Here is a 22,088-nt window from a genome sequence, read left to right as displayed (position 1 = left end):
GCGGCTTATTTCAGCTAAGAATTACTTTTCGAACTCGATGGTTACAGGAGTTGGATTGGTGATCATGTCGAACACTGGAGAGAATTGTGACAAAGCTCTCAATTGCTCTTCGGAAGCGTCGGATTTCACTTTGAATTTTACAGTGATACCGTTGTATCCTTTTCTTACTTCAGGATCAAGTCCCAAGAAACCGTGAAGGTCAACATCTCCTTTCAAGGTGCTTTCCATTCCTTCGATCTCAATTCCGTTGGCAGCAGCATGGTAAGCCATGGCTCCTGTCAAACAGGAACCCAAAGCGTGCAATACGATCTCGGCAGGGTTTGGAGCCTGGTCTTTACCCAATAGCACTTCTACGTGGTCGGCCTCCATGGTGAAGGAATCTTTACGAACTGGATGTTCTTGACCTACACCGTAATAATCTTGGATACTGGTCACACAATGACCACCTTCGATCCAATTGTTTTTGGCCCTGAACTCAAAGTTTGCCAATTCAGGATTTCCTTGTACTGCATTGATAGTTTCTACCAATTGATCTACGTTTACTCCGTTTTTAATGTTTGCTGTTGTAATCATGTTTTTAGGTTTTTAAGATTTATTGATTAACATTTGCGATAGTAGTTGCATTTGTCGTGCCAAAAAACATAATAAACTAATAATCAATTACTTAACACGAATACAATACTAAAAATTAATAACTATATTTCGTTAAATAATGATTTTTCGTAAATTAAAAAATGATATTTCGTAAATCTATACGGGTCTGGTGAGGCCAAAGGCCTTAATTTTGGATGCCAAGGTGGTTGATGGCAACCCGAGTAGTACCGCAGCGCCATCGGAACCGGAAACTTTCCACTTGGTCTGCTTCAAGGCCTTTAAAATATTGTCCTTTTCCAGTTGTAGCATCTCTTTTGAGGTAAGTACATGGTCATTATGGATTGGAGAGGCAACCTGGCCCAAATGTTTGGAGGTCGGCAGAATGCTGGACCAATCAATTTCCCCTCCCTTGGAAACTATTACGGCACGCTCCACTAAATTTTGTAGCTCGCGCACATTTCCAGGCCAATGGTATTCCAACAATTGTTTCTTTTGGGCACTGTTCAGTTTTTTAATGGGAATGCTGAGGGACTTGGAGAAATGCTCGATCATTTTATCGGCTATCAAACAGACGTCGTTACCACGATCTCGCAAGGGAGGTACTTCAATAGGAAATACGTTCAACCTATAAAAAAGATCTTCACGGAACTTTCCTTCTTTGGAAAGTGCCAAAAGGTCTCTATGGGTTGCCGCCACAATCCGAACATCCACTTTTTGTGTAGTGGAACTACCTACGGGATCAAACTCCCCTTCTTGGATTACCCGGAGCAATTTGGGTTGTAGCTCCAACGGAAGTTCCCCAATCTCATCCAAAAAAATAGTACCCTTGTCCGCTAACAGGAATCGCCCTTTTCTGCTATTGGTGGCCCCTGTAAATGCTCCTTTTTCGTGACCGAACAGTTCGCTCTCTATCAAGTTGGCGGGTATGGCCCCGCAATTAATGCGAACCATGGGACCGTTGGCCCGGTTACTGTTGTTATGGATGGCCCTTGCCACCAATTCCTTACCGGTACCGGTTTCCCCATGGATCAATACCGTAGCTTGGGTTGGCGCCACTTGATCGATAAGTCCCAACAGATTTAACATGGATGCATGTTGCGCTATGATCCCATGGTCCTGTTTCAATTCCTTGAGTTCTTCCTGCAGGTACTCCGTTTGTTTGGTCAAGGTCGATATTTTACGTTCCGCCTGAATGCGATCATCGATGCTCCGTAAAATCAGAGTATAATATGTTTCCTCATCATTACCGTAACTACTGATGGTACCTTCATTGGTTGAAATGCCTTCGTTGGATCCAATCACCTTGATGGTATTGGGCAAATGGGTGTTCATTCCTTTGGAACTGTTTGAATGATCCCCAATTAATTTTTCAAGCAAATGGGCACTTTCCTCATCTAAAAAATAAAGGATGTTCCGAAGTTCCACATCCTCATTCTCCAAAATGGCCTTAGCGGAATCATTGGCCAATACAATCCTAAATTCACCATCAAACATGATAATGGCATCCATGGCGTATTGTATCAGTCCCGATAACTGCGAATGGGCCAGTTCCATCTGTTTTTTGGAGGCCGCCAATCGTTCTTGGGTGATGTCCAATTCTCGGTGCCTTTTGATGAGGACGGACAGAATCCCTTGAACGAACCCCTTATCGGAATCTATCAATTTTAAAAAGTTGGCCGCCTGAATTTTTAAAAGTAAGGTTTCCTCCAATGCGGTTACCGAAACCGACCGGGGCTTATTATCGATTAAGGAGTACTCTCCAAAATATTCGCCTTTCGCCAATGTACCGTAATGGTGCTCCTTGTCATGAACCTTTACTTTGCCCTTTAAGATAAGATACATGCCATCCCCTACTTCCCCTTTTTGTATGATGCGATGGTTTTTCAAGAAAAGTTCTTCCTTGGACTCCTTGCACAATTCCAAAAGGGAAATCTTTTCCACTTCGGAAAAAAGCGGGACTTCCTTAAGGAAATCGACCATGGCCATAAGTTGGGCTGACGTCATTACAGTACTTTACAAAATCTGAATACCAAATAAATATAATTATTTGAGATGTAACCCAACCAAGTATTTGAGATAACCACTTCTTTTAGCATAGATTATCCTGATGGTTTTTTATACTTTTATATCTCAAATTTATCATAAGGATGACCATTACCCAATTGCAATACGTGCTGGCCGTAGCCGAACACAAAAACTTCACCCTTGCCGCCGAAAAGAGTTTTGTTACCCAACCCACCTTGAGTATGCAGGTGCAAAAATTGGAAGACGAACTGGGTGTGCTCATTTTTGATCGCAGCAAAAAACCCATTTCCATTACTGAAGTAGGGAAGAAAATAGTAGATCAGGCCAAAAATATTGTTGCGGAAGCGGAACGTATCAAGGATATCGTGGATCAAGACAAGGGATTTATCGGCGGAGATTATACCTTGGGAATCATTCCTACCGTTATGCCCACCTTATTGCCCATGTTCCTGAACACTTTCATCAAAAAATATCCGAAGGTGAACCTAGTTATCAAAGAACAGTCTACCGAAAACATGATCAAGAACATTCTGGACGGTCATTTGGACGCTGGTATTGCCGCTACCCCACTAGAAATTGAGTTCATAAAAGAAAGACCCTTGTATTACGAGCCTTTTGTGGGATATGTCCCAAAAAGTCATCGATTATCCTCAGAATCACAGTTGACCACGGATCATCTGGATGTGAACGATATATTGTTGTTGCAGGACGGGCATTGTTTTAGGGATGGAGTGATCAATCTTTGCAAGGCTTCCAAAAACATGAATGGGGAACAGTTTAAAATTGAGAGTGGGAGTTTTGAGACCTTGGTGAGTTTGGCAGATGAGGGTATGGGCATGACCTTGTTGCCCTATCTGAATACACTCCATTTAGAATCCAAAAAGACTGAAAACCTAAAACCTTTTAAAAGTCCGTCACCGGCAAGGGAAATCAGCTTAATATACCACAAAAGTGAACTTAAAATACAAATTACCGAAGCATTGCGGGATGTAATCTCTGGCATCGTTCGGGGTGCAATAACCTTTCAGGACGTGAAGATCATCAGTCCTCTGTCTAAAAATTAAAGGGCCGCAATTGCGGCCCTTATGGTTATTTTAAGCTTTTAACAGTACTAATGTAGGTTCCAACTCCGGCTTGTCCACTATAAAAAAGTGTAGCCAGATTTTAAGTTCTTCAATTTCACTCGGCAATAAGTTGGAAATCGCCTTTCTTAGTTCACGAGTGAACAGTTTCACATCAAAACTAACCTTTTGTAAGATGGTTTTGGTGTAATCTAACATAGCTCCAGGCATAGAAATTTGATTAGATTGAACAATTGGTTGTTGATCTAAGTTAGGTAAAATCATAAATACATAACTTAAAACCCAGTTAAAAATTGAATAACTTCGTGTTAAATTCGATAAATAGTTAAAATGGGCTTTTTTTATTGCAGATTTTTCAAATATCTGATAATCAATTTATTCATTTTATCAATTCTACTTACAAGTTGCTCTCCGGCCCGTAAAATTGCCCAATCGCACCTCAAAAACACGGGGTTTCAAAACTCCTTTCACGGGTTTGTGGTCATTGATGCAACAACCGAAAAAGAACTTTTCAATATCAATGGGTCTAAATATTTTACCCCTGCCAGCAACACCAAGATCGTGACTTTTTATGCGGGTATCAAATTGCTACCAAAGAACATCCCTACTTTAAAATATGCGGTGGCAAATGATACCGTTTTTATTAAGGGTACGGGAGATCCTTCTTGGCTGCACCCTCATTTACACGATAGTACAGCCATAAATTGGCTCAAAAATCAAGGTACCATTGCCCTCTATACCAAAAACACGGATGAACTTCGGTATGGTCCCGGTTGGGCATGGGAAGATTATGACACCTATTTTTCCCCTGAACGCACTTCTGTTCCCCTTTACGGTAACGTGGTAACGGTTTCCAACAATGATGGCCTGGAAGTTTCCCCTTCCTATTTTTATAGGGACACTGAAGTAATGGAACATCTCTTTAAAAGGAAAGAGCTTTCCAACCACTTTTACATTGATCCTACGGAGCAAGATACTTTGGAGGTACCCTTTATGACCAGTGACAGTCTTACCCAACATTTGTTGGAAACGGTTCTGGAAAAGAAGATTGCATTGGTAGGCCACTTTCCCGAAGGACCGGAACAAACGCTGTACGGTATGGAAACGGATTCCATCTACAAGCAGATGCTCTTCAAAAGTGATAATTTTCTGGCGGAACAGTTATTGATTACCGCCTCTTCCATGGTTTCGGATACCATTGCCACGAAAAGGGCCATTGATTATATGCTGGAATACGATCTTAACGATTTGGAACAACAGCCCAGATGGGTGGATGGTTCAGGACTTTCGCGATATAATCTGTTCACGCCCAAATCCTTTGTTCAAATCCTACATAAACTTTACAAGGAAGTTCCTGAAGAACGATTGTTTGTCCTATTTCCCATGTGGGGTCCCGACAGTACAGTCAAGCAATGGGAAGACCCCACAACGGAACCCTTTTTGTTTGCCAAATCAGGTTCCTTTGGAAACAATTATAACCTTAGCGGTTATATTAGGACAAAATCAGGCAAAATTCTCATTTTCAGCTATATGAACAACCACTTTAAGGTACCATCCATCGACATACGAAAAGCTATGTATACCAGCCTGAAGCAACTCTACGAACGTTATTGATCCAGCAACCCTTGAATTTGTGCGTATTGCAGCAACATGATGGTCTTCGCATCTCGGATTTCCCCTGTTTTCATCATATCGAGCGCTTTGGGAAACGGAATTTCCAGCACCTCAATGTTCTCGGTCTCATCCTCCGCACCGCCCCCGTCACTGATTTTCATAGATTCTTCATACTGACCGACAAAAAAATGTAAGATCTCTGTCACAGATCCGGGAGACATATACGCCTCGAACACTTTTTCTACCTTATCGATCTGGTACCCCGTCTCCTCCTCCACTTCCATTTTAATGGTCTCCTCGGCATTGCCCTTTTCCAATAAACCCGCGCAGGCTTCCACCATCATGCCGTCTTCATTTCCATTTAGATAAGTGGGCATCCGAAATTGGCGTGTTAGGACCACCGTGTTTTTGTTGGCATTGTACAAGAGAATCGCTGCGCCATTGCCGCGATCATAGGCCTCTCTGGTCTGTTTTTCCCACACCCCGTCATCCCTTAGGAATTCAAACGAAACTTTTTCCAGGGTATACCAATTGTCGGAGAGCAACTCTCGCTTCATGTTCCTTATCCTATTGTTCTGCATCTGGAATTTCATTGATATCGTAATATACTTTTAAACCGAGTGATTTGGCCAACTCCACATCTTTATCCGCGCCAACAGATTCCCCTTCAATCCTTAAAATGGCATCACATTTTCTTAATAATCGATGTGCCACGGGATATTGGATTTGTTGGAATATCCCATCCCCCACCTCCTTGGAACCGGCCAGCTCTATCAGTGGATTGGCCGCCCATTCCCCAATCATGGGAACATGTCCTTTACGAAATATGGGTAGGGCCTGGGCTTCCAATCTATCCATATTCCTTTTAATAAGGATTGGATCATTTTGGGTTCCACTTCTATAGGGGCCCGCGATTAAAATCATCATCATTTTTTAAGTTTTTTGTAAATAAAATGAAATACTTCCAAAATAAACTTAAGATAGATTAAGCCTAACTACTTCTTTTTTAAAGAACTTAGAAATTCCGGAGTAACCCCAAGGTAAGACGCAATTTGCTTTTGGGTTACCTTCTGCACCAATTGGGGGTATTTGCTTATGAAGTTCAGATATCTTTCTTCCGTGGTCAGTGAAATATTGTCCAACACCCGCAATTGCTCCCTTATATATGCCCGTTGAAAAAGAATCCTAAAAAAACGCTCCAACTGGGGGATTTTGTCCAAGGCAAGGTCAAAATTCTTCCTCCCTATTGCATAAATCTTACTGTCTTCCAAGGCTTCCAATGAAAGTAAGGAGGGGGTTCCATTCAAAAAAGCGTTCATGTCGGTAACCCACCAATCTTCCGGGGCAAACATTATGGTGGATTCCTTACCGTCTTTGTTCAGATGATACGCCCTAAAGCTGCCTGATTCCACAAAAAAAAGCATATCGCAAAGCCGCCCTTGATGTATGATCAGTTCTTTTTTTGAAACCGGGATATTTTGAAAAAAAGAAAGTAGGGTCTCTGTTTCCGACCTTCCCAGCGATACATGCTTTTCAATATTCCTTAAAATTGTGGTCATGTGCAATCTATGTTACTCACCTTTGATTCTATTCTTTTACAAAATGAATGCGTCTGAAATAAATATAAAAGTATTCCGAATATCAACCGGAATTACCTCAACCCTTTTTGCGACCCGCACATTTATGACGATATTTAGAGTCTAAATTCAACCAAACCGAACAAAATGCGTAGCCTTCTACTTTCAATATCTCTTTTTGCCCTTTTAATCAGTTGTGAACAGAAACCCGAAAAAAAACTGCCTCGAATCGCCATAGCTGGCTTGGGTATCGAATCCAGTACTTTTTCCCCTGCTTTGACCCATGAAGAGGCCTTCCATGCCAAAATTGGAGATTCCATTTTCGGTCGCTACCCGTTTATGGCGTTGGATTCCACCTTGAGAAAACGCGCTGACTGGGTCCCTACTTTAGTGGGAAAATCGTTGCCCGGCGGCACGGTAACCCGTGAAGCTTATGAATCATTGGTGGCCCAAACGCTTCAACTATTGGAAGAAAACAAACCCTATGATGGACTTTTCTTTGATATTCACGGCGCCATGAGTGTAGTCGGTTTGGATGACCCCGAAGGTGACCTGATCAAAAGAATACGGGAAGTGGTGGGCACCGATGTGTTGGTCTCCACCTCCATGGACCTACACGGCAATGTTTCCAAGCGATTGGCGGAAAACAGCGACCTGATTACCTGCTATCGGATGGCACCGCACGAGGATGCCACCGAATCCAAAAGACGTGCCGTACAAAACCTGGTGGAACGTTTGGAGAATGGCAAGGGCAAACCCCAATACAAAGCTTGGATTCCCATACCTATTTTATTGCCTGGGGAAAAAACGAGCACCCGGGTAGAACCAGGGAAAAGTCTATATGCACAGGTGCCCCAAGTGGAGCAACAGGAAGGTGTGATCGATGCCGCCATTTGGATCGGGTATGCGTGGGCGGATGAACCCCGAAACCACGCCGTGGTCATGGTAACAGGGGACAACAAGGAGCAGGTAGCCAAAGGTGCCGAAAAATTGGCCGAGAGTTTCTGGGATGTGCGCAAGGAATTCGAATTTGTGGCCCCCACAAAATCGTACGAAGAGGCCCTGAACCTAGCTTTGGCAAGTGATAAAAAGCCCTTTATGTTGAGTGACATGGGAGACAACCCCACCGCCGGCGGTGCTGGGGATGTAACCTGGACCCTTACCGAACTTTTAAAACGAGATGAATTTCACACGCCGGGGGGCAAATCATTGATTTATGCCTCCATTCCCGGACCCAAATTGGTGGAACAGGCCTTGGAAGTTGGGGTTGGCGGAAAGGTGAGTGCCCCTGTAGGTGCCGAAATTGACAACCGATTTGCCCCACCTCTCATTCTGACCGGAGAGGTAACGGCCATAAAACAAGGGGACGTGCATGCCGAAACCGAGGTAGTAGTCAAAGTGGGCAATGCCAGCGTTATTGTCACCAAAAAAAGAAAGCCATATCACAACGAATCCGATTTTACAGCGTTGGGACTCGACCCAAGAAACACCGACATTGTCGTAGTAAAAATTGGTTATCTGGTACCTGAGTTGTACAACATGAGGGGCGATTGGATCATGGCGTTGACCCCAGGCGGCGTGGATCAGGATTTGGAGCGATTGGGACACAAACGCATCATCCGCCCCATGTTTCCGTTGGATGCCGATATGGAGCACCCCGATCTGTCCGCGCGCCTGCTGCGTGCTTCGGACCAACTGGATTAATGCTTAAACCGTTACCGTTCGGTTCAAATATTGACGGAACGGAAGCATTTCTTGGTACACTTCCACGATTTTCTCCTTGAAATTCGGTTGAAGGACTTCCTTTTGGGTCATTTCATGTACCACGGCAAAGGTTTTGTTCTTCAATAGGTCGATATGGGGATGGTCATTGGAAAACCCTTTCGGGGCATTGGTCAATTTTTCATCTTCATATAAATTACCGAACGTTTTTTGGAAGGAAGGCTTGTCCAATATTTGCTGTAACACTTCCCCATCATAATCAATGCCTTCCCGGATACTACGAAGGGTTTTCTGGTCGGGACGCCAAAAACCACCTGCCAACAAACAGTTTTTTAGACCAATTTCAATATAAAAATCCGCCGAATGAGGAGCCTTGTCCAACCCCGCACCAAAATGATCCTTGTACACCGGTTTATTGGGGTGGAACATGAGGTTATTGTTGATCCGATTGATGCCCTTTTTGCCCGGAGTCGGGTAATAATCATCGTGCAATTGGGCCATGGTCAGGTCCAAATCGTCCAACCAGGCGATGAAATCATGTCGAAGGGAGCGGTACCATTTACGGTTCGCATCCATCCATTCCTTATTGTTGTTTTGTTGTAGTTCTTCCAGAAAACGGAATAGGTCTTTAAAATCCATAGCCTACAAAAGAAAGGAAAATAGTGAATGGATCACTGGATTTTTGGATTTTTGAAGCGATTCTTCATCCCGATAGCTATCGGGACGTTCAGAATGACCAAGGAAGTATTACTTTAGGACAATTGTTCATTGTTCATTGTTTATTGTTTATTGAAATTAGGACCGAGAGATTCTTCACTTCGTTCAGAATGACATTGAAACGGCGCTAATCTATATCCTAATTACCAACTGCCAACTACTAAATACTTACTCCTAAAACCGATTATCCCCATCCAACAAATCGCCAAGTCCACCCAAAATACTGCCTTCCCCTTTGTCTTTTCCACCTCCTTTGGGAGCTGCGGCCCAAACACGACCTGCCAATCGGCTAAACGGCAAAGACTGAATATAAACGGTTCCAGGACCACGAAGGGTAGCAAAGAACAAACCTTCCCCACCAAAAACGGTATTCCGGATGCCCCCAACAAATTCAATATCATAATCCACGGTATGGGAGAAGCCCACGATACAACCGGTATCCACCTTTAAAACTTCTCCGGGAGCCAGCACTTTTTTGGCCATGGTACCACCCGCATGAACGAATGCCATACCATCCCCTTCCAATTTTTGCATGATGAAGCCCTCTCCACCAAAAAGTCCGCGCCCCAAACGTTTCGAAAACTCGATACCAATGGAAACGCCTTTGGCGGCACACAAAAAGGCATCTTTTTGGCAGATGAACTTCCCTCCTTTTTCCGAAAGATCGATGGGAATGATCTTGCCTGGGTATGGAGAAGCAAAGCTTACCTGTTTTTTACCTTGGCCCACATTCAGGAAAGCGGTCATGAACAGACTCTCGCCCGTAAGCAAACGTTTACCAGCGGAAAACAGTTTTCCAAGGACCCCGGTTTCTTGATTGGAGCCATCACCAAAGATGGTGTCCATTTTAATATCGGTGTCCATCATCATAAAACTACCTGCTTCTGCCACAACGGCTTCTTGTGGATCCAGTTCGATCTCCACATATTGCATTTCCTCTCCGTAAATGTGATAGTCTATTTCGTGTGCGTTCATTTTTTTGATTGTTTTTTGATTACTGTTTATATGTTGATTTGTTTGGAGTTTTGTTACAACACCCAATAGATATTTAGTTTGATTTGCCTTTCACCCTCACGGTCCACTCAAAATGAAAAGTAGAAACCTCTACCCCATCCGCATTGACCCCCACGGATTTCATCCAGCACGTTTGTCCCTCTCCCGTTTCCACGGTTTTTCGAATGGCATCGGCAATCAATGGCCCATCTTCACAGGTAAATGAAATACGCCCCGTTGCTTTTTTGGTAAAGGTGGCCTTGTTATTGGCCACGAGCATGGAAATTTTTTTGCCGCTTTTTTGAATCTCGTTCATCACCAAGGCACCCGTACTCAGCTCGGCGGCCATCCCCTGTACCGCCCAAAACATGGATTTGAACGGATTTTGATTCACCCATTTGTGCTTTACCGAGGTGACAGCCTTCCGCTCATCGATATATTTAAGACGAACCCCGCACCACCAGGCAGAAGGGAGTTTTAGAAACGTGAATGTGTTGATTTTACTGGGTGTAAGTGCCATAAGGAATTATTCTATGGCTTAAAAATAGACAAATTATCGCTATTATAAATTGTTAAAAATATGTTAATTATTAGTACTTTGTTTTGCATAGTACCATCCTTTGGATATATATTTGCATCGTAAGCTAATAGGTTTACCCGTTTACACATCAAAATCATCAATCAAAAATGGCAACTACATTAACCAAACACGAACGAAACTTATCTGCGATCATCCACGCATCTACGTTCTCGAAGTACTTTATCCCCTTCGGAAACTTTATTATGCCCTTGATCCTTTGGATGTCCAACAAAAAGCAGTACGACTTTGTCGATTACAACGGCAAACAGGCATTGAACTTTCAGATCAGCATGTTGTTGTATGCCATTGTGGCCGGTTTGATTACCATTCCTTTCTTTATCGGTTTTATGCCGGACCTTTTCGACTGGGATGTTTTCGGTTTTCACCGATTGAGCAACCTGAACAACTTGAATATCCACATCAGCAGTGACGATTTTAAGTTTGGTCGACTTTTTTGGCCGGCCAGCATTACAGGTCTGTTGCAGGTAGGTTTGGCCGTTGTGAACATTGTTTTCACCATTTTGGCCACCATCCGAACCAACGAGGGGCAACAATTTAAATATCCCTTCACCATTAAATTCATCAAGTAATGAAACAGATAAAAACATTATTCGCCCTTTCCCTTATCGGATTAACTACTATGGTGAACGCACAGGTTGGGCATGACTCTGAACTATACCAGACCATTGCCCGCATGGATAGCATTTATTTTAATGCCTATAATACCTGCGACATGGAAAAGCAGGCAGAGATCTATGACGAAGACCTGGAGTTCTATCATGACATGGGTGGTCTCTCTAAAGACAAACAAGGCATTTTGGAGAGCATTGAGAAGAACATTTGCGGAAAAGTGACCCGGGAATTGGTCCCTGGAAGCATAGAAGTGTACCCGATCAATGGCTTCGGAGCCGTTGAAATGGCACTGCACAAATTTCACAATAAGGAAGAACCAAATGCGCAATCCCACCCAAGTAAGTTCATCGTTATTTGGAAACAGGTGGGTGACCACTGGAAAATAAGTAGGGTCGTTAGCCTTCATTAAAATCAATCATCAATCAAAAAAAAGGAGTTCATTCATCAATCAAAAAAAAGGAGTTCATTCATCAATCAAAAAACGAAATCATCAATCAAAAAAGTGTTTCCACTCCCCTGCTCATCACAGGGGAATGGAGTGGAAACGAAACCAGACCCAGTTTGGTAAATCAAAAACGAACAGTTAATTTAATAGAACCATGAAGTTATGAACATAGAAAACACAAAAGCACAGATGCGCAAAGGGGTTCTAGAATACTGCATTCTGTCCATCTTAAAGGACGAGGACAAGTATGCCTCAGAGATTCTGGACGCCTTAAAGGACGCTAAGATGTTAGTAGTGGAAGGTACCATATACCCATTGCTCACCAGGCTTAAAAATGCCGGATTGCTCAACTACCGTTGGGAAGAATCCACATCGGGACCTCCCCGCAAATATTACGCCCTTACCGAAACGGGCCGATTGTTCCTAAAAGAATTGAACGGCACCTGGGATGAACTTAGAAATGCAGTAAATCTGGTAACCAACACAAAATAAGAATCAAAAAATGAACAAGACAGTAAACATAAATTTGGCAAATACGCTCTTCCATATAGATGACGATGCGTATAACAAGCTGAGGCGGTACCTGGAGTCCATTAAACGGTCCTTTGCCGGTACCACTGGAAGCGATGAGATCATAGCCGACATTGAGGCAAGGATCGCCGAACTCTTTTTGGAGAAAATGGAGAACGAAAGACAGGTGATCACCCATAAAGAGGTAGACCAGGTCATCAATGTAATGGGTCAACCTGAAGATTACATGGTAGATGAGGACATTTTTGAGGACGAACCCAAAAAGTCGCACACCCAACCGGAACCTAAGTCCAAAAAACTGTACCGTGACATTGACCATAAATATATTGGCGGTGTATGTGCAGGTCTGGAACACTACTTGGGTATAGACGCGCTTTGGATCAGATTGATCTTTATCCTTTTGGCCGTTTTCACTAGTGGATTTGGATTGATTGCCTACATCCTACTTTGGATCTTGGTTCCCGAAGCCGTTACCACTTCGCAGAAATTGGACATGCGGGGAGAGCCTATCAACATCAGCAATATAGAACGCAAAGTTAAAGAGGGGTTTGATGATGTTGCCGACAAGGTAAAAAGTGTTGACTATGAAAAAATGGGCAACAAGGTCAAAAGCAGCTCCAAGACCTTTTTTGATACTATCGGGGACGTTATATTGTTCCTGTTCAAGGTATTCGGTAAGTTCATCGGCATCTTGTTGATCATTATTGGCGCGGCCACTTTGATCGGTCTGTTCTTCGGACTGTTTACCGTGGGCATGTTCGATGCGGTACATTTTCCAGGAGTGGATTTTTATGAGATCGTGAACACCACTGGTGCACCTGTCTGGTTGGTATCCATCCTATTGTTCTTTGCTTTGGGGATTCCCTTCTTCTTCCTTTTATATCTTGGTTTGAAGATATTGGTGACCAATTTGAAATCCATCGGAAACATTGCCAAATTCTCACTTTTGGGGCTTTGGTTGATATCCATTGGTGTGTTGATCGCCCTTGGTATCCGTCAAGCTGCGGAATTCTCCAATACCGGAAGTGTGCATGAGCGCAATCCATTGGCAATGGAAAATATATCCGACACCTTGGTCATCAAAATGAGGAACCCTGGCTATGAATACACAAGGGATGATGTACACTTCGGTCGCATGTCCTTCGCGTACGATCAAAATGATAAAAGGATACTCATTTCGGATGCCGTGGAAATCCGTGTGAGAAAATCAGAGGACAGCTTGGTAAACATTACCGTTCGGAAAGATGCCGATGGCAGTTCTTCCTTGGCTGCCCGCGATAGGGCCAAAAATATTCAATTTGGCTACGAACTAACGGGCGATCAAATAGTGTTGGATGAATATTTGACCACCGACACTTCCAATAAGGCCAGAAACCAAGAAGTTTCCGTTACGATCCATGTGCCTGAAGGTAAAATGGTACGTTTTGAGCAATCCACCAAATACCACATCGCCAGAGGTATTGAAAACGACAGGGATTACTACAGAAGTGGTATTGTTGGATACCTATGGAGAATGGATAAGGATGGGGAATTGGAGTGTCTGGATTGTCCGGAATTGGACGATACCAATGATGGGGATGGCAACAACAAGATCATCATCAACGAAGACGGCATCGATATAGACATCAAGGACAACAACGATTCCTTTCAGATGAAGATCGATGAGGACGGTATCAAAATGAAGGCAGGGCAGAAAAATAACAATTGAGCTGCCATTTTTGACAGTTCAGTCAGATAAACTTCATTTCACAACCATTTAAAAGGACATTTACACTGATTCATTTCAGTACGAAACAAATCAATTTTCAAAATCAATCAATAATACATGCTCAGGTTAACCGGGCATAAAAAACAAACAATCATGACAACACTAGCAAGATTAGCCATCGCAGTCCTTCTTTCGTTGTTCGCATCGTCCTGTATGATGGATGTGAACTTTGGACAGGGCAAGACCGGAAACGGACAGGTCGTAGAGGAAACCCGTAACATTTCGGAGAAGTTCACCGAGGTTTTGGCTTCGGAAGGCATCGATGTATTTGTTACCCAAGATTCTGAGTTCAAGATCAAAGTGGAAGGTGACGAAAACATCATCGACTTGATCGGCACCGATGTAAGGGACGGTAAATTAAAGATCCATGCCATTGAAAACATTGGAAGGGCCACAAAGAACGTTTATGTTTCACTACCCACCATCACCGCGTTGAAAAGCTCCAGTGGTGCAGACCTGATCGTCCAAAACGTTATCGAATCCGGAAGCATTGAATTGGATGCCAGTAGTGGCTCCGACCTTACGGTGGAACTATCCGCAAGGGAAGTGACCGCCGATGCCAGTAGCGGTGCCGACATAAAGGTTTCCGGTAGGGCCGATATGTTGTATGCAGATGCCAGCAGTGGGTCGGATATTAAAGCTAGGGACCTTTTGGTAAAACGTTGCAATGCCGATGCCAGTAGCGGAGCCGATATTACGGTGAACGTAACCGAATCCCTGGTAGCCGATGCCAATAGTGGTGCGGACATCTCCTATACAGGCGAAGCCAGCGTACAGACCAAAAAATCGGTATCGGGTAGCGTTCGCAAATACTGATACCAAAACCAATCAAAAAATGAAGGGCCCATTGAAATTTCAATGGGCCCTTGTCTTTATTAACCGCTGCCGAAATGTTATCTTAGCGACTTTATAAATTTGGTCTTGATGCAAATAGAAATCCAAAAGCACACCCTTGAGTTAGCCCACACCTTTACCATTTCACGCGAATCACACGATACCCAGGACACCATGATCGTTGGGCTTTCCTTTGACGGGAAAACGGGTTATGGTGAAGCTACTTCCAATCCGTATTATAGCAGTACGGTGGAAAGCATGACGGCGGAAATTGAAGCTGTTCGGGAAGCGATAGAAAATTATGATTTTGACTCTCCCGAAAATTTCTACCAACATTTGGTATCATTAGGATTGCAGAACTTTACCCTTTGTGCCTTGGATTTGGCCGCCAACGACCTGTATGGAAAATTAAAAGAAAAGCCCTTATACGAGATTTGGGGAACCAATACAAGCTATTACCCGACTACCAACTATACCATCGGAATTGATACCATTGAAAAAATGGTCGAAAAACTGAAAGAAAAGCCGTGGCCGGTGTACAAAATTAAATTGGGCACCAAGGATGACGTGGCCATTGTTAGGGAACTTCGGAAACATACCGATAGTATCTTCCGTATTGATGCCAACTGTGCCTGGACGGCAGAGGAAACCATCAAAAATGCTCCATTGCTCAAGGAACTTGGGGTGGAGTTTTTGGAACAACCCCTAAAGGCAGATAACTGGGAAGGGATGAAAAAAGTAAAAGCATCTTGCGTACTTCCTGTCATTGCGGATGAAAGCTGTATTGTGGAAAGCGATGTGGAAAAATGCGGACCTTATTTTGATGGCATCAATATTAAACTTACCAAATGTGGAGGTTTGACCCCTGCACGGCGGATGATCACAAAAGGCAAGGAGCTGGGATTGAAAATAATGGTGGGGTGTATGACGGAATCCACGGTTGGTATTTCGGCCATTGCCCAATTGTTGCCCCAATTGGATTTTGTGGATATGGACGGAGCCATGCTTTTGAAAGGAGATATTGCTACCGGGGTTGAAATTCTTGAAGGCGGTAAAGTCGTTTTCCCTGAACTACCTGGTAGCGGGATAGCATTAATGTAATGGCCATTTCCATTCCCAGAATACCGGACCGATTGATCCAGGCCAATGGCACGGAATATCTCTATTTTGGAGGGACCGCCTATTTGGGACTTCAAGCATATCCAGCATTTACCGAGATTTTTTTAAAAAATGTGGAACGATATGGCATGCATTACGGGGCATCCCGTCGTTCCAATGTCGCGTTGGATATCTATCAACAAGCCGAAGCGCATTTGGCCAGTTGGGTGGGTAGCGCAGCTTGTTTGACCATGTCCTCGGGTTATCTGGCTGCACAATTGGTCATTCAGCATTTATTGGAGCAAGGACATGCATTATTCGCGGCACCGAATGCCCATACTGCCATGTTGATGAATGGCGTCAAGAAAACGAGCAGTTTTGAAGAGCTGAATCTGGCATTGCGAAAAGAGATTTCCAATAATAGACCCCTACCCGTTCTCCTTTTTGACACCATCGATTTTACAAGCAAACAGTTTCCCCATTTTGAGGCATTGCAACAACTCCCGTTGGATAAAATGATATTGGTGGGTGATGATTCCCATGGCATTGGCATAGTTGGCGATTATGGAACAGGCTGTTATGGCATTCTGAAGAAATTAAACCCAGTCCAATTGTTGGTCTGTTGTTCGTTAGGCAAAGGTTTAGGAATACAAGCGGGTGCTGTTTTTGGAAATAGCAAGCTTATAACATCATTGAAGGCCACTCCTTTTTTTGGTGGGGCAAGTCCGGCATTACCAGCATTTATGGGTACATTGATTGATGCCGAACCTGTTTATGAGACACGCAGAAAAACTTTGATGGAAAACTATCAGTTGTTCTTGGATACACTAGATAAACACCAATCTTTCCAACACATGATAGGGCATCCCACTTTTGAATTTGAAAATGCCACGTTGGCCCAAAAATTGGAAGAACGGGGCTTTATCGTCACCAACTTCAATTATCCAGATGCCAACGGCCCCTTAGTCAGTAGAATTGTATTGAGTGCCTACCACAAAAAAGAGGATGTTCTGCAATTGACCAACTGCTTGAACACCCTCTTGACTTAAGGATTGTATTTTACTATTTATTCATCCCACCAAACTGGGGTTACCGGTGTTTGCTGGTTGGCCAGTACATTGGCTTCATTTCTGGTCAATTCCGTATCAGGGTAATTGGCCCTTCGAAACCACTGCCCGGGAAACTCCGTATCCGCGCTCTCCACTTCACTTCTTATTTCCAATCCAGTGAATACATCATCTGAAAAATCATATCTGCGATAGTCTACAAAGGTTTCTGGATTCAGGAAGTTATGGATGTATTTTTCCTTCATGATGTGATGTAAGCTCAATGCCCCTTCACCAACCGCTACTGCGCCATCGGCCATATAATCTTCCCCATCAACACCATACATTTCCATACTGGCGGCTATACCGTCCATGTAAGCTTGATAGGCCGTTGCATTGGTCCCAACACTAGTAGTGGTACCTCCATTGGCCAAAAAGGCTGCCTCCGCTTTAATGAACAATACTTCAGCATAGGTAATCAACATTAAAGGGGAATCCACACTGGTATAAAAACCGTCTTCCCTGAAACGGGCATTGGCATCGGTACCATCAGGAGCGATTCCTCCTCCGCCACTAACAAAACCCTTATACTCTGCTTCGTCATTATTTTCGGCAAATAGGGGCAATCTAGGGTCTATTTCAACCAAACCTCCTTGGAATGGATAATAATCGCCATTCATGGAACTTACCAGTTGGCTCGCAATATCTTTGCTCAGATTTCCGGTACGTCTTGCCAAGATTTCTTCCGAATACCATGGATTGATATTTTTTTCATCATAGTACATGGCAAAATTATCGGCATTGGAAGTAAAGCCATTCTCGACAGTTGCCAGCACCTCGGCAGGGGTTACTATCCCTCTGTTCACCAAGTGCAATTGATATCTAGCCTTTAATGAATAGGCCGCCCTTAACCATTTATCGGTATCACCTCCGTAAATCAAATCCGATGAACCTAAACTAAATCCAGAGTCATCTGCAGCATTTAATTTAGCAATGGCATCATCCAACAGACCAAATACCTCGGTATAGATCTGCTCTTGGGTATCAAAGGATGCAAAATTGTTATCGGGTCCCTGGGTCGCTTCAGAATATGGAATATTGTCCCAAGAATCAGTTGCAATTCCAATATTGGCAGCAATTAGGATATCGGCAATGGCATCAATATGGTTTGCACCCGTCTCGGCGGCCTTTACTTTGACCGCTTTAAGATTCGGCAATACATACAGATAGACCTGGGTCCAAAGCCCACTCACGGACGTCTGCCCAGCAGCCCCTCCCCCTGTAGTCACAAAATTCTGGACGTAATTTCCGAATGAGAGTTCCGCCGAACGCTGTCCTTCCAAAGTACTGTGAATCACTGGGGCAATAAGATCTTGCATACGTAAATCCTCCAGCGGAGCCGTATTGGAGGGCGTATTCACATCAAAATAATCCTCACTACATCCTATGGCAAATACCATTAAGGAACATAGTAGGAACGATTTAATTATATCTGTTTTTTTCATAGTTCTTTTTTAAAATGCAATGTTTAATCCAAAGGAATAGCTTCTAGCCAACGGAATGTTCAATCCGGTAAACCCATATACGTTACTTCCTGCACTGTATTGGTTACCCTCTGGGTCATAGCCATCAAATGGGGTCCAAATAAGAATATTGTTGGCACTTGCCGATATACTCACCTTTTCCAAGCTCAGGTCTTTGATGATCTTGGATGGTAAATCGTAGGATAGGGAAATATTCCTAAGTTTTACCCAAGAGGCATCCTGCACCAAAATTTCGGATGCACGGTTATAGACATTGGAATTCCTATAATAGTTCTCATCAATGAAGAAAGACGTGGTGTTGGGCACAAAGCCGCCGTTACCATCATCCATTACACCATCCAAAACAACATCAACATACCTTTCAATGGTACTTTGGGGCGTTCCGTTACGGATGGCATTGCGGATCCCGGCATCGTACAGATCTCCACCTTTTTTCCATTCCAACAAGAAGTTAAAGCCTATACCTTTGTAGTGGAAATTACTCCCGATGGATGAAATAAAGTCGGGAAATGCATTACCGACAACCACTCTTTCATCTAAATTGATGGTCGGCAATCCATTTTCGCCAATATAGCGTTCCCCATTTTCATAGACCCATTTGTAACCATAAAGATTACCCATTTTGTCCCCTTCACGAACCTCGGATGTTATACCAGTAAATCCTGAGTCGGCAAAGACAACCGCCTCAATATCTTCTGGAATTTCCAAAACCTTACCCTCACTGGTTGACCAGTTGAGGATGACTTCCCATCTCAAATCTTGGTTTCTGATAATATCCGCGCTCAGTAAAATTTCGTGTCCAAAAACCTCAAAATCTCCCGCGTTCCTGGTTATCCCTGAAAGTCCTGAAGAATAAGCGGTCCCTACGGTGAAAATCTGATCTTTCACCCTGGTATTGTAATAGGCATAATCAAGACGGATACGGTCATTCAAGAATCTAAGATCGGCTCCAAATTCTGTGGATTGGTTCTTTTCAGGCACAATGTTCATGTCTCCCAACAAAGTACTTCTGCGATATCCACCCACTCCACCGAATGGAAAGTCACCATCGACTAGAAAGTACTGTCCAACATCCCCGAACCCAGGTCCTTTTCCTACTTCGGCCCACGAAGCCCTAAGTTTTCCAAATGTAAAAATGTCGTTGTCCCCGAACAGGTCCGATACATCATAGGCAAAACTTACAGATGGGTAGAAGAATGATCTATTTTCCTTTGGCAAGGTTGAAACCCAGTCGTTCCTTCCTGTAATGGATAGGAACAACTTGTCCTTATAACCCAATTTCAACTCTCCAAAAACACCCACATTCCTCAACTGTACAATATCCTTGTTGATGAAATAGTTTGTGGTGTTACCGATTTCATTGATACCCGGCACGTTCAACCCTTCACCCCTTGCTTCAAGATAGGTTCTTTTGGAATCGGACACTTGATGCCCTAAAGTTAAATCGGTAGTAAAATCCTCCGTCCAGTCCTTATTCAATGCCACCAAGAAATTGGATTCCAAGCCAGTAAAATTGATGTTCTGTTCCAAAACGAATCCACCAACTTGAGATCCACCATCCAGATCAGGACCCATGTATCGGTTTCTGGCATCGGAATAGTTGTCTATCTGTGCAGCATAGGTCACGGTCACCCAATCTTTTGGCGACCATGTAAGGGTCGTATTCCCGATCCAACGGTTCACATCATCTTCAAGATTACTTGTCTCCAAAAGATAACGGGGGTTATCAATAATTCCAAAGGAATAATCCCTTTCACTACCGTCGGCGTTTTTGTAATCGTTTATGGGGAAAGTACCTGAGTAATAATATAAGGCACTCATTACCGATTTATCACCTCCGTTGGCTCTTTTACCTCCAGAATTGGTGAAAGCCACCGACCCATCCAAAGTTATGTTGTCCGTAACTTTATAACCGGCCTTCAACCTAAAGTTGGTCTTTTTATAATCAGTATTGGGCAGCACTCCTTGCTCACTGTTGTTACCCATTGAAAAATAGTAATTCAATCGGTCACTTGCTCCGCTTAGGTTAAGGTTCAATTGAGTATTAAAACCTGTTCTGAAGATGTCGTACGGGCTATAGAACCTATCATCTGAAAGATCAACTATGTTACCGCCACCCAAATCATAAGAATCCAATGCATACTCCGGACCCCATGAATAAAATGAAGTGGAGTTCTGAACGCGGTTGAACCCGGTCTCTGAAGTAGGGTCGTACAATGTTCTTGGTGCCCCTGCGAATCCTTCACGATACTTGGTCTGTAGTTCAGGGGTTGTTTTAACATCCCTAAATGTAGTTGAGGCCGTTAAATTGATCTTTGCCTTCCCTTGTTTTCCTTTTTTGGTTGTAATGACAATGGCACCATTGGATGCCCTAACCCCATAAAGAGCCGTTGCCGCTGCACCTTTCAACACGTTGAAGCTTTCTATATCCTCAGGGTTTAAGTCCATTGCCCTGTTAGAGAAGGCAAATTGCTCAGAGCTACTTGGGGAATTGGATCCCGAACTAGGCCTTACCTCACCCGCAAAAGTGTCGTTGTTCAAGGCCAAACCATCCACAATGATCAAGGGTTGGTTGCTCCTGTTTGGATTAACCGATGTTACACCCCTGATCAAAATGTCAACTCCACCCCCGGAAGTTCCCGAGGAACGATTGATCTGTACTCCGGCCACCCGGCCTTGAAGACTTTCGATAGGGTTAGCCTGACCCGCAAGATTTAGGTCTTCTGTGCTTACCTTTGTAACAGAATATCCAAGTGATTTCTGCTTTTGCTCCACACCGAAAGCTGTGACCACTACTTCATCAAGTTGGGTGGAATCTTCTTCCAGAACAACATTGATGGTGCTTTCAAAGCCTACGGTAATGTCTTTGGTCTGCATTCCCAAATAAGAGAATCTCAGCACTTGCCCATTTGAGGCATTGATGGTATAATTACCATCAAAATCGGTTGTTGTACCATTGTTTGTACCACTAACTACAATAGTCACCCCAGGTAAAGGAGTACCCGATACATCGGATACCGTTCCAGTTATGGTTTGACCAAAAGCAGTAATACAAGAAAACACTGCAACGAATGTCAAAAAAATGTTTCTCATTACTTAATTTTGTGTTAATAACCCCGAAATTTGTCTAAAAAAATTTAGAAATCAAACATTTTTAAACAAAAATGTTCATTTCATAAAAATTCATACAGATTTCCACTTATTCTTCAAACACATCGCGAATCTGTTGATGATGACATTTCCAATCTTACTTCGGCAAGATTCCGAAAACATTGATCTAAAAAT

21 protein-coding genes are annotated in these 22,088 nt (G+C 43.4%); 10 read left to right on the top strand and 11 right to left on the bottom strand.

Annotation, left to right across the window (positions count from 1 at the left end; genetic code table 11):
* Window positions 1–21 precede the first annotated feature (21 nt).
* On the bottom strand, window positions 22–573 hold the full coding sequence (locus GTK07_RS11075; RefSeq protein ID WP_163635312.1) for an OsmC family protein: 552 nt from the start codon (window positions 571–573) through the stop codon (window positions 22–24).
* Between the two features lie 177 nt (window positions 574–750).
* On the bottom strand, window positions 751–2,598 hold the full coding sequence (locus tag GTK07_RS11070) for a sigma 54-interacting transcriptional regulator (RefSeq protein WP_163635311.1): 1,848 nt from the start codon (window positions 2,596–2,598) through the stop codon (window positions 751–753).
* Window positions 2,599–2,741: 143 nt separating this feature from the next.
* Between GTK07_RS11070 and GTK07_RS11065 the strand changes: the two genes are divergently transcribed.
* Entirely contained in the window at window positions 2,742–3,683 is a 942-nt protein-coding gene (locus tag GTK07_RS11065; RefSeq protein WP_163635310.1) for a LysR substrate-binding domain-containing protein, read from the top strand.
* Between the two features lie 30 nt (window positions 3,684–3,713).
* On the opposite strand, the gene GTK07_RS11060 is transcribed toward GTK07_RS11065, so the two are convergent.
* On the bottom strand, window positions 3,714–3,965 hold the full coding sequence (locus GTK07_RS11060) for a hypothetical protein (protein WP_417939226.1): 252 nt from the start codon (window positions 3,963–3,965) through the stop codon (window positions 3,714–3,716).
* 66 nt (window positions 3,966–4,031) lie between these two features.
* Between GTK07_RS11060 and GTK07_RS11055 the strand changes: the two genes are divergently transcribed.
* Window positions 4,032–5,315: a D-alanyl-D-alanine carboxypeptidase gene (locus GTK07_RS11055; RefSeq protein ID WP_163635309.1), complete on the top strand. Its 1,284-nt coding sequence runs from the start codon at window positions 4,032–4,034 to the stop codon at window positions 5,313–5,315.
* On the opposite strand, the gene nudK is transcribed toward GTK07_RS11055, so the two are convergent.
* From nudK to GTK07_RS11040, 3 genes are all read right to left on the bottom strand, one after another.
* A complete protein-coding gene (nudK, locus tag GTK07_RS11050) occupies window positions 5,309–5,908 on the bottom strand; it encodes a GDP-mannose pyrophosphatase NudK (protein ID WP_417939224.1) in 600 nt (199 codons plus the stop codon). The genes GTK07_RS11055 and nudK overlap by 7 nt on opposite strands.
* Window positions 5,883–6,245 (bottom strand): DUF4406 domain-containing protein, encoded by a 363-nt coding sequence (locus GTK07_RS11045; protein ID WP_235932774.1) that lies wholly within the window; start codon window positions 6,243–6,245, stop codon window positions 5,883–5,885. The genes nudK and GTK07_RS11045 overlap by 26 nt, the downstream gene beginning before the upstream one ends.
* A gap of 65 nt (window positions 6,246–6,310) precedes the next feature.
* On the bottom strand, window positions 6,311–6,874 hold the full coding sequence (locus GTK07_RS11040) for a Crp/Fnr family transcriptional regulator (RefSeq protein WP_163635308.1): 564 nt from the start codon (window positions 6,872–6,874) through the stop codon (window positions 6,311–6,313).
* 165 nt (window positions 6,875–7,039) lie between these two features.
* Between GTK07_RS11040 and GTK07_RS11035 the strand changes: the two genes are divergently transcribed.
* A complete protein-coding gene (locus GTK07_RS11035) occupies window positions 7,040–8,596 on the top strand; it encodes a M81 family metallopeptidase (RefSeq protein ID WP_163635307.1) in 1,557 nt (518 codons plus the stop codon).
* A 3-nt stretch (window positions 8,597–8,599) separates the two neighbouring features.
* On the opposite strand, the gene GTK07_RS11030 is transcribed toward GTK07_RS11035, so the two are convergent.
* The 3 genes from GTK07_RS11030 to GTK07_RS11020 all read right to left on the bottom strand — a co-directional run bounded on the left by GTK07_RS11030 (window position 8,600) and on the right by GTK07_RS11020 (window position 10,844).
* On the bottom strand, window positions 8,600–9,253 hold the full coding sequence (locus GTK07_RS11030) for a DUF2461 domain-containing protein (RefSeq protein ID WP_163635306.1): 654 nt from the start codon (window positions 9,251–9,253) through the stop codon (window positions 8,600–8,602).
* A gap of 252 nt (window positions 9,254–9,505) precedes the next feature.
* Complete coding sequence (locus tag GTK07_RS11025) at window positions 9,506–10,306, bottom strand: TIGR00266 family protein (protein WP_163635305.1); 801 nt, start codon at window positions 10,304–10,306, stop codon at window positions 9,506–9,508.
* A 73-nt stretch (window positions 10,307–10,379) separates the two neighbouring features.
* The gene (locus GTK07_RS11020; RefSeq protein WP_163635304.1) at window positions 10,380–10,844 is read right to left on the bottom strand and encodes a DUF4442 domain-containing protein; all 465 of its coding nucleotides are present in this window, start codon (window positions 10,842–10,844) and stop codon (window positions 10,380–10,382) included.
* Window positions 10,845–11,011: 167 nt separating this feature from the next.
* On the opposite strand from GTK07_RS11020, the gene GTK07_RS11015 reads away from it, so the two are divergent.
* The 7 genes from GTK07_RS11015 to GTK07_RS10985 all read left to right on the top strand — a co-directional run bounded on the left by GTK07_RS11015 (window position 11,012) and on the right by GTK07_RS10985 (window position 17,262).
* The gene (locus GTK07_RS11015; RefSeq protein WP_163635303.1) at window positions 11,012–11,494 is read left to right on the top strand and encodes a DUF4870 domain-containing protein; all 483 of its coding nucleotides are present in this window, start codon (window positions 11,012–11,014) and stop codon (window positions 11,492–11,494) included.
* Entirely contained in the window at window positions 11,494–11,946 is a 453-nt protein-coding gene (locus GTK07_RS11010) for a nuclear transport factor 2 family protein (RefSeq protein WP_235932773.1), read from the top strand. Before GTK07_RS11015 ends, GTK07_RS11010 begins: the two co-directional genes overlap by 1 nt.
* Before the next feature lie 198 nt (window positions 11,947–12,144).
* Complete coding sequence (locus GTK07_RS11005) at window positions 12,145–12,474, top strand: PadR family transcriptional regulator (RefSeq protein WP_163635302.1); 330 nt, start codon at window positions 12,145–12,147, stop codon at window positions 12,472–12,474.
* 10 nt (window positions 12,475–12,484) lie between these two features.
* On the top strand, window positions 12,485–14,221 hold the full coding sequence (locus GTK07_RS11000) for a PspC domain-containing protein (protein WP_163635301.1): 1,737 nt from the start codon (window positions 12,485–12,487) through the stop codon (window positions 14,219–14,221).
* Window positions 14,222–14,374: 153 nt separating this feature from the next.
* Complete coding sequence (locus GTK07_RS10995) at window positions 14,375–15,097, top strand: head GIN domain-containing protein (RefSeq protein WP_163635300.1); 723 nt, start codon at window positions 14,375–14,377, stop codon at window positions 15,095–15,097.
* A 108-nt stretch (window positions 15,098–15,205) separates the two neighbouring features.
* Window positions 15,206–16,216, top strand: a complete 1,011-nt coding sequence (locus GTK07_RS10990; RefSeq protein WP_163635299.1) for a dipeptide epimerase — start codon at window positions 15,206–15,208, stop codon at window positions 16,214–16,216.
* Window positions 16,216–17,262 carry an aminotransferase class I/II-fold pyridoxal phosphate-dependent enzyme gene (locus tag GTK07_RS10985; protein ID WP_163635298.1) on the top strand — a complete coding sequence of 349 codons (1,047 nt, stop codon included), beginning with the start codon at window positions 16,216–16,218 and terminating at the stop codon, window positions 17,260–17,262. The genes GTK07_RS10990 and GTK07_RS10985 overlap by 1 nt, the downstream gene beginning before the upstream one ends.
* 17 nt (window positions 17,263–17,279) lie before the next feature.
* Here GTK07_RS10985 and GTK07_RS10980 read toward each other — a convergent pair whose 3' ends face one another.
* Both GTK07_RS10980 and GTK07_RS10975 read right to left on the bottom strand, forming a co-directional pair.
* Entirely contained in the window at window positions 17,280–18,764 is a 1,485-nt protein-coding gene (locus GTK07_RS10980) for a SusD/RagB family nutrient-binding outer membrane lipoprotein (protein WP_163635297.1), read from the bottom strand.
* Window positions 18,765–18,773: 9 nt separating this feature from the next.
* Window positions 18,774–21,896 (bottom strand): SusC/RagA family TonB-linked outer membrane protein, encoded by a 3,123-nt coding sequence (locus tag GTK07_RS10975; RefSeq protein WP_163635296.1) that lies wholly within the window; start codon window positions 21,894–21,896, stop codon window positions 18,774–18,776.
* Window positions 21,897–22,088 lie beyond the last annotated feature (192 nt).

The organism is Flagellimonas sediminis, assembly GCF_010500845.1.
Lineage (GTDB): Bacteria > Bacteroidota > Bacteroidia > Flavobacteriales > Flavobacteriaceae > Flagellimonas > Flagellimonas sediminis.
Note: the sequence above shows the minus strand (reverse complement) of the source record. Positions and strands in the feature narration are given on the sequence as shown.

Coding starts and splice junctions, on each gene's coding strand:
- GTK07_RS11075 (WP_163635312.1), bottom strand. CDS start 573: ATGATTACAACAGCAAACATTAAAAACGGAGTAAACGTAGATCAATTG.
- GTK07_RS11070 (WP_163635311.1), bottom strand. CDS start 2,598: ATGACGTCAGCCCAACTTATGGCCATGGTCGATTTCCTTAAGGAAGTC.
- GTK07_RS11065 (WP_163635310.1), top strand. CDS start 2,742: ATGACCATTACCCAATTGCAATACGTGCTGGCCGTAGCCGAACACAAA.
- GTK07_RS11060 (WP_417939226.1), bottom strand. CDS start 3,965: ATGATTTTACCTAACTTAGATCAACAACCAATTGTTCAATCTAATCAA.
- GTK07_RS11055 (WP_163635309.1), top strand. CDS start 4,032: ATGGGCTTTTTTTATTGCAGATTTTTCAAATATCTGATAATCAATTTA.
- nudK (WP_417939224.1), bottom strand. CDS start 5,908: ATGAAATTCCAGATGCAGAACAATAGGATAAGGAACATGAAGCGAGAG.
- GTK07_RS11045 (WP_235932774.1), bottom strand. CDS start 6,245: ATGATGATGATTTTAATCGCGGGCCCCTATAGAAGTGGAACCCAAAAT.
- GTK07_RS11040 (WP_163635308.1), bottom strand. CDS start 6,874: ATGACCACAATTTTAAGGAATATTGAAAAGCATGTATCGCTGGGAAGG.
- GTK07_RS11035 (WP_163635307.1), top strand. CDS start 7,040: ATGCGTAGCCTTCTACTTTCAATATCTCTTTTTGCCCTTTTAATCAGT.
- GTK07_RS11030 (WP_163635306.1), bottom strand. CDS start 9,253: ATGGATTTTAAAGACCTATTCCGTTTTCTGGAAGAACTACAACAAAAC.
- GTK07_RS11025 (WP_163635305.1), bottom strand. CDS start 10,306: ATGAACGCACACGAAATAGACTATCACATTTACGGAGAGGAAATGCAA.
- GTK07_RS11020 (WP_163635304.1), bottom strand. CDS start 10,844: ATGGCACTTACACCCAGTAAAATCAACACATTCACGTTTCTAAAACTC.
- GTK07_RS11015 (WP_163635303.1), top strand. CDS start 11,012: ATGGCAACTACATTAACCAAACACGAACGAAACTTATCTGCGATCATC.
- GTK07_RS11010 (WP_235932773.1), top strand. CDS start 11,494: ATGAAACAGATAAAAACATTATTCGCCCTTTCCCTTATCGGATTAACT.
- GTK07_RS11005 (WP_163635302.1), top strand. CDS start 12,145: ATGAACATAGAAAACACAAAAGCACAGATGCGCAAAGGGGTTCTAGAA.
- GTK07_RS11000 (WP_163635301.1), top strand. CDS start 12,485: ATGAACAAGACAGTAAACATAAATTTGGCAAATACGCTCTTCCATATA.
- GTK07_RS10995 (WP_163635300.1), top strand. CDS start 14,375: ATGACAACACTAGCAAGATTAGCCATCGCAGTCCTTCTTTCGTTGTTC.
- GTK07_RS10990 (WP_163635299.1), top strand. CDS start 15,206: ATGCAAATAGAAATCCAAAAGCACACCCTTGAGTTAGCCCACACCTTT.
- GTK07_RS10985 (WP_163635298.1), top strand. CDS start 16,216: ATGGCCATTTCCATTCCCAGAATACCGGACCGATTGATCCAGGCCAAT.
- GTK07_RS10980 (WP_163635297.1), bottom strand. CDS start 18,764: ATGAAAAAAACAGATATAATTAAATCGTTCCTACTATGTTCCTTAATG.
- GTK07_RS10975 (WP_163635296.1), bottom strand. CDS start 21,896: ATGAGAAACATTTTTTTGACATTCGTTGCAGTGTTTTCTTGTATTACT.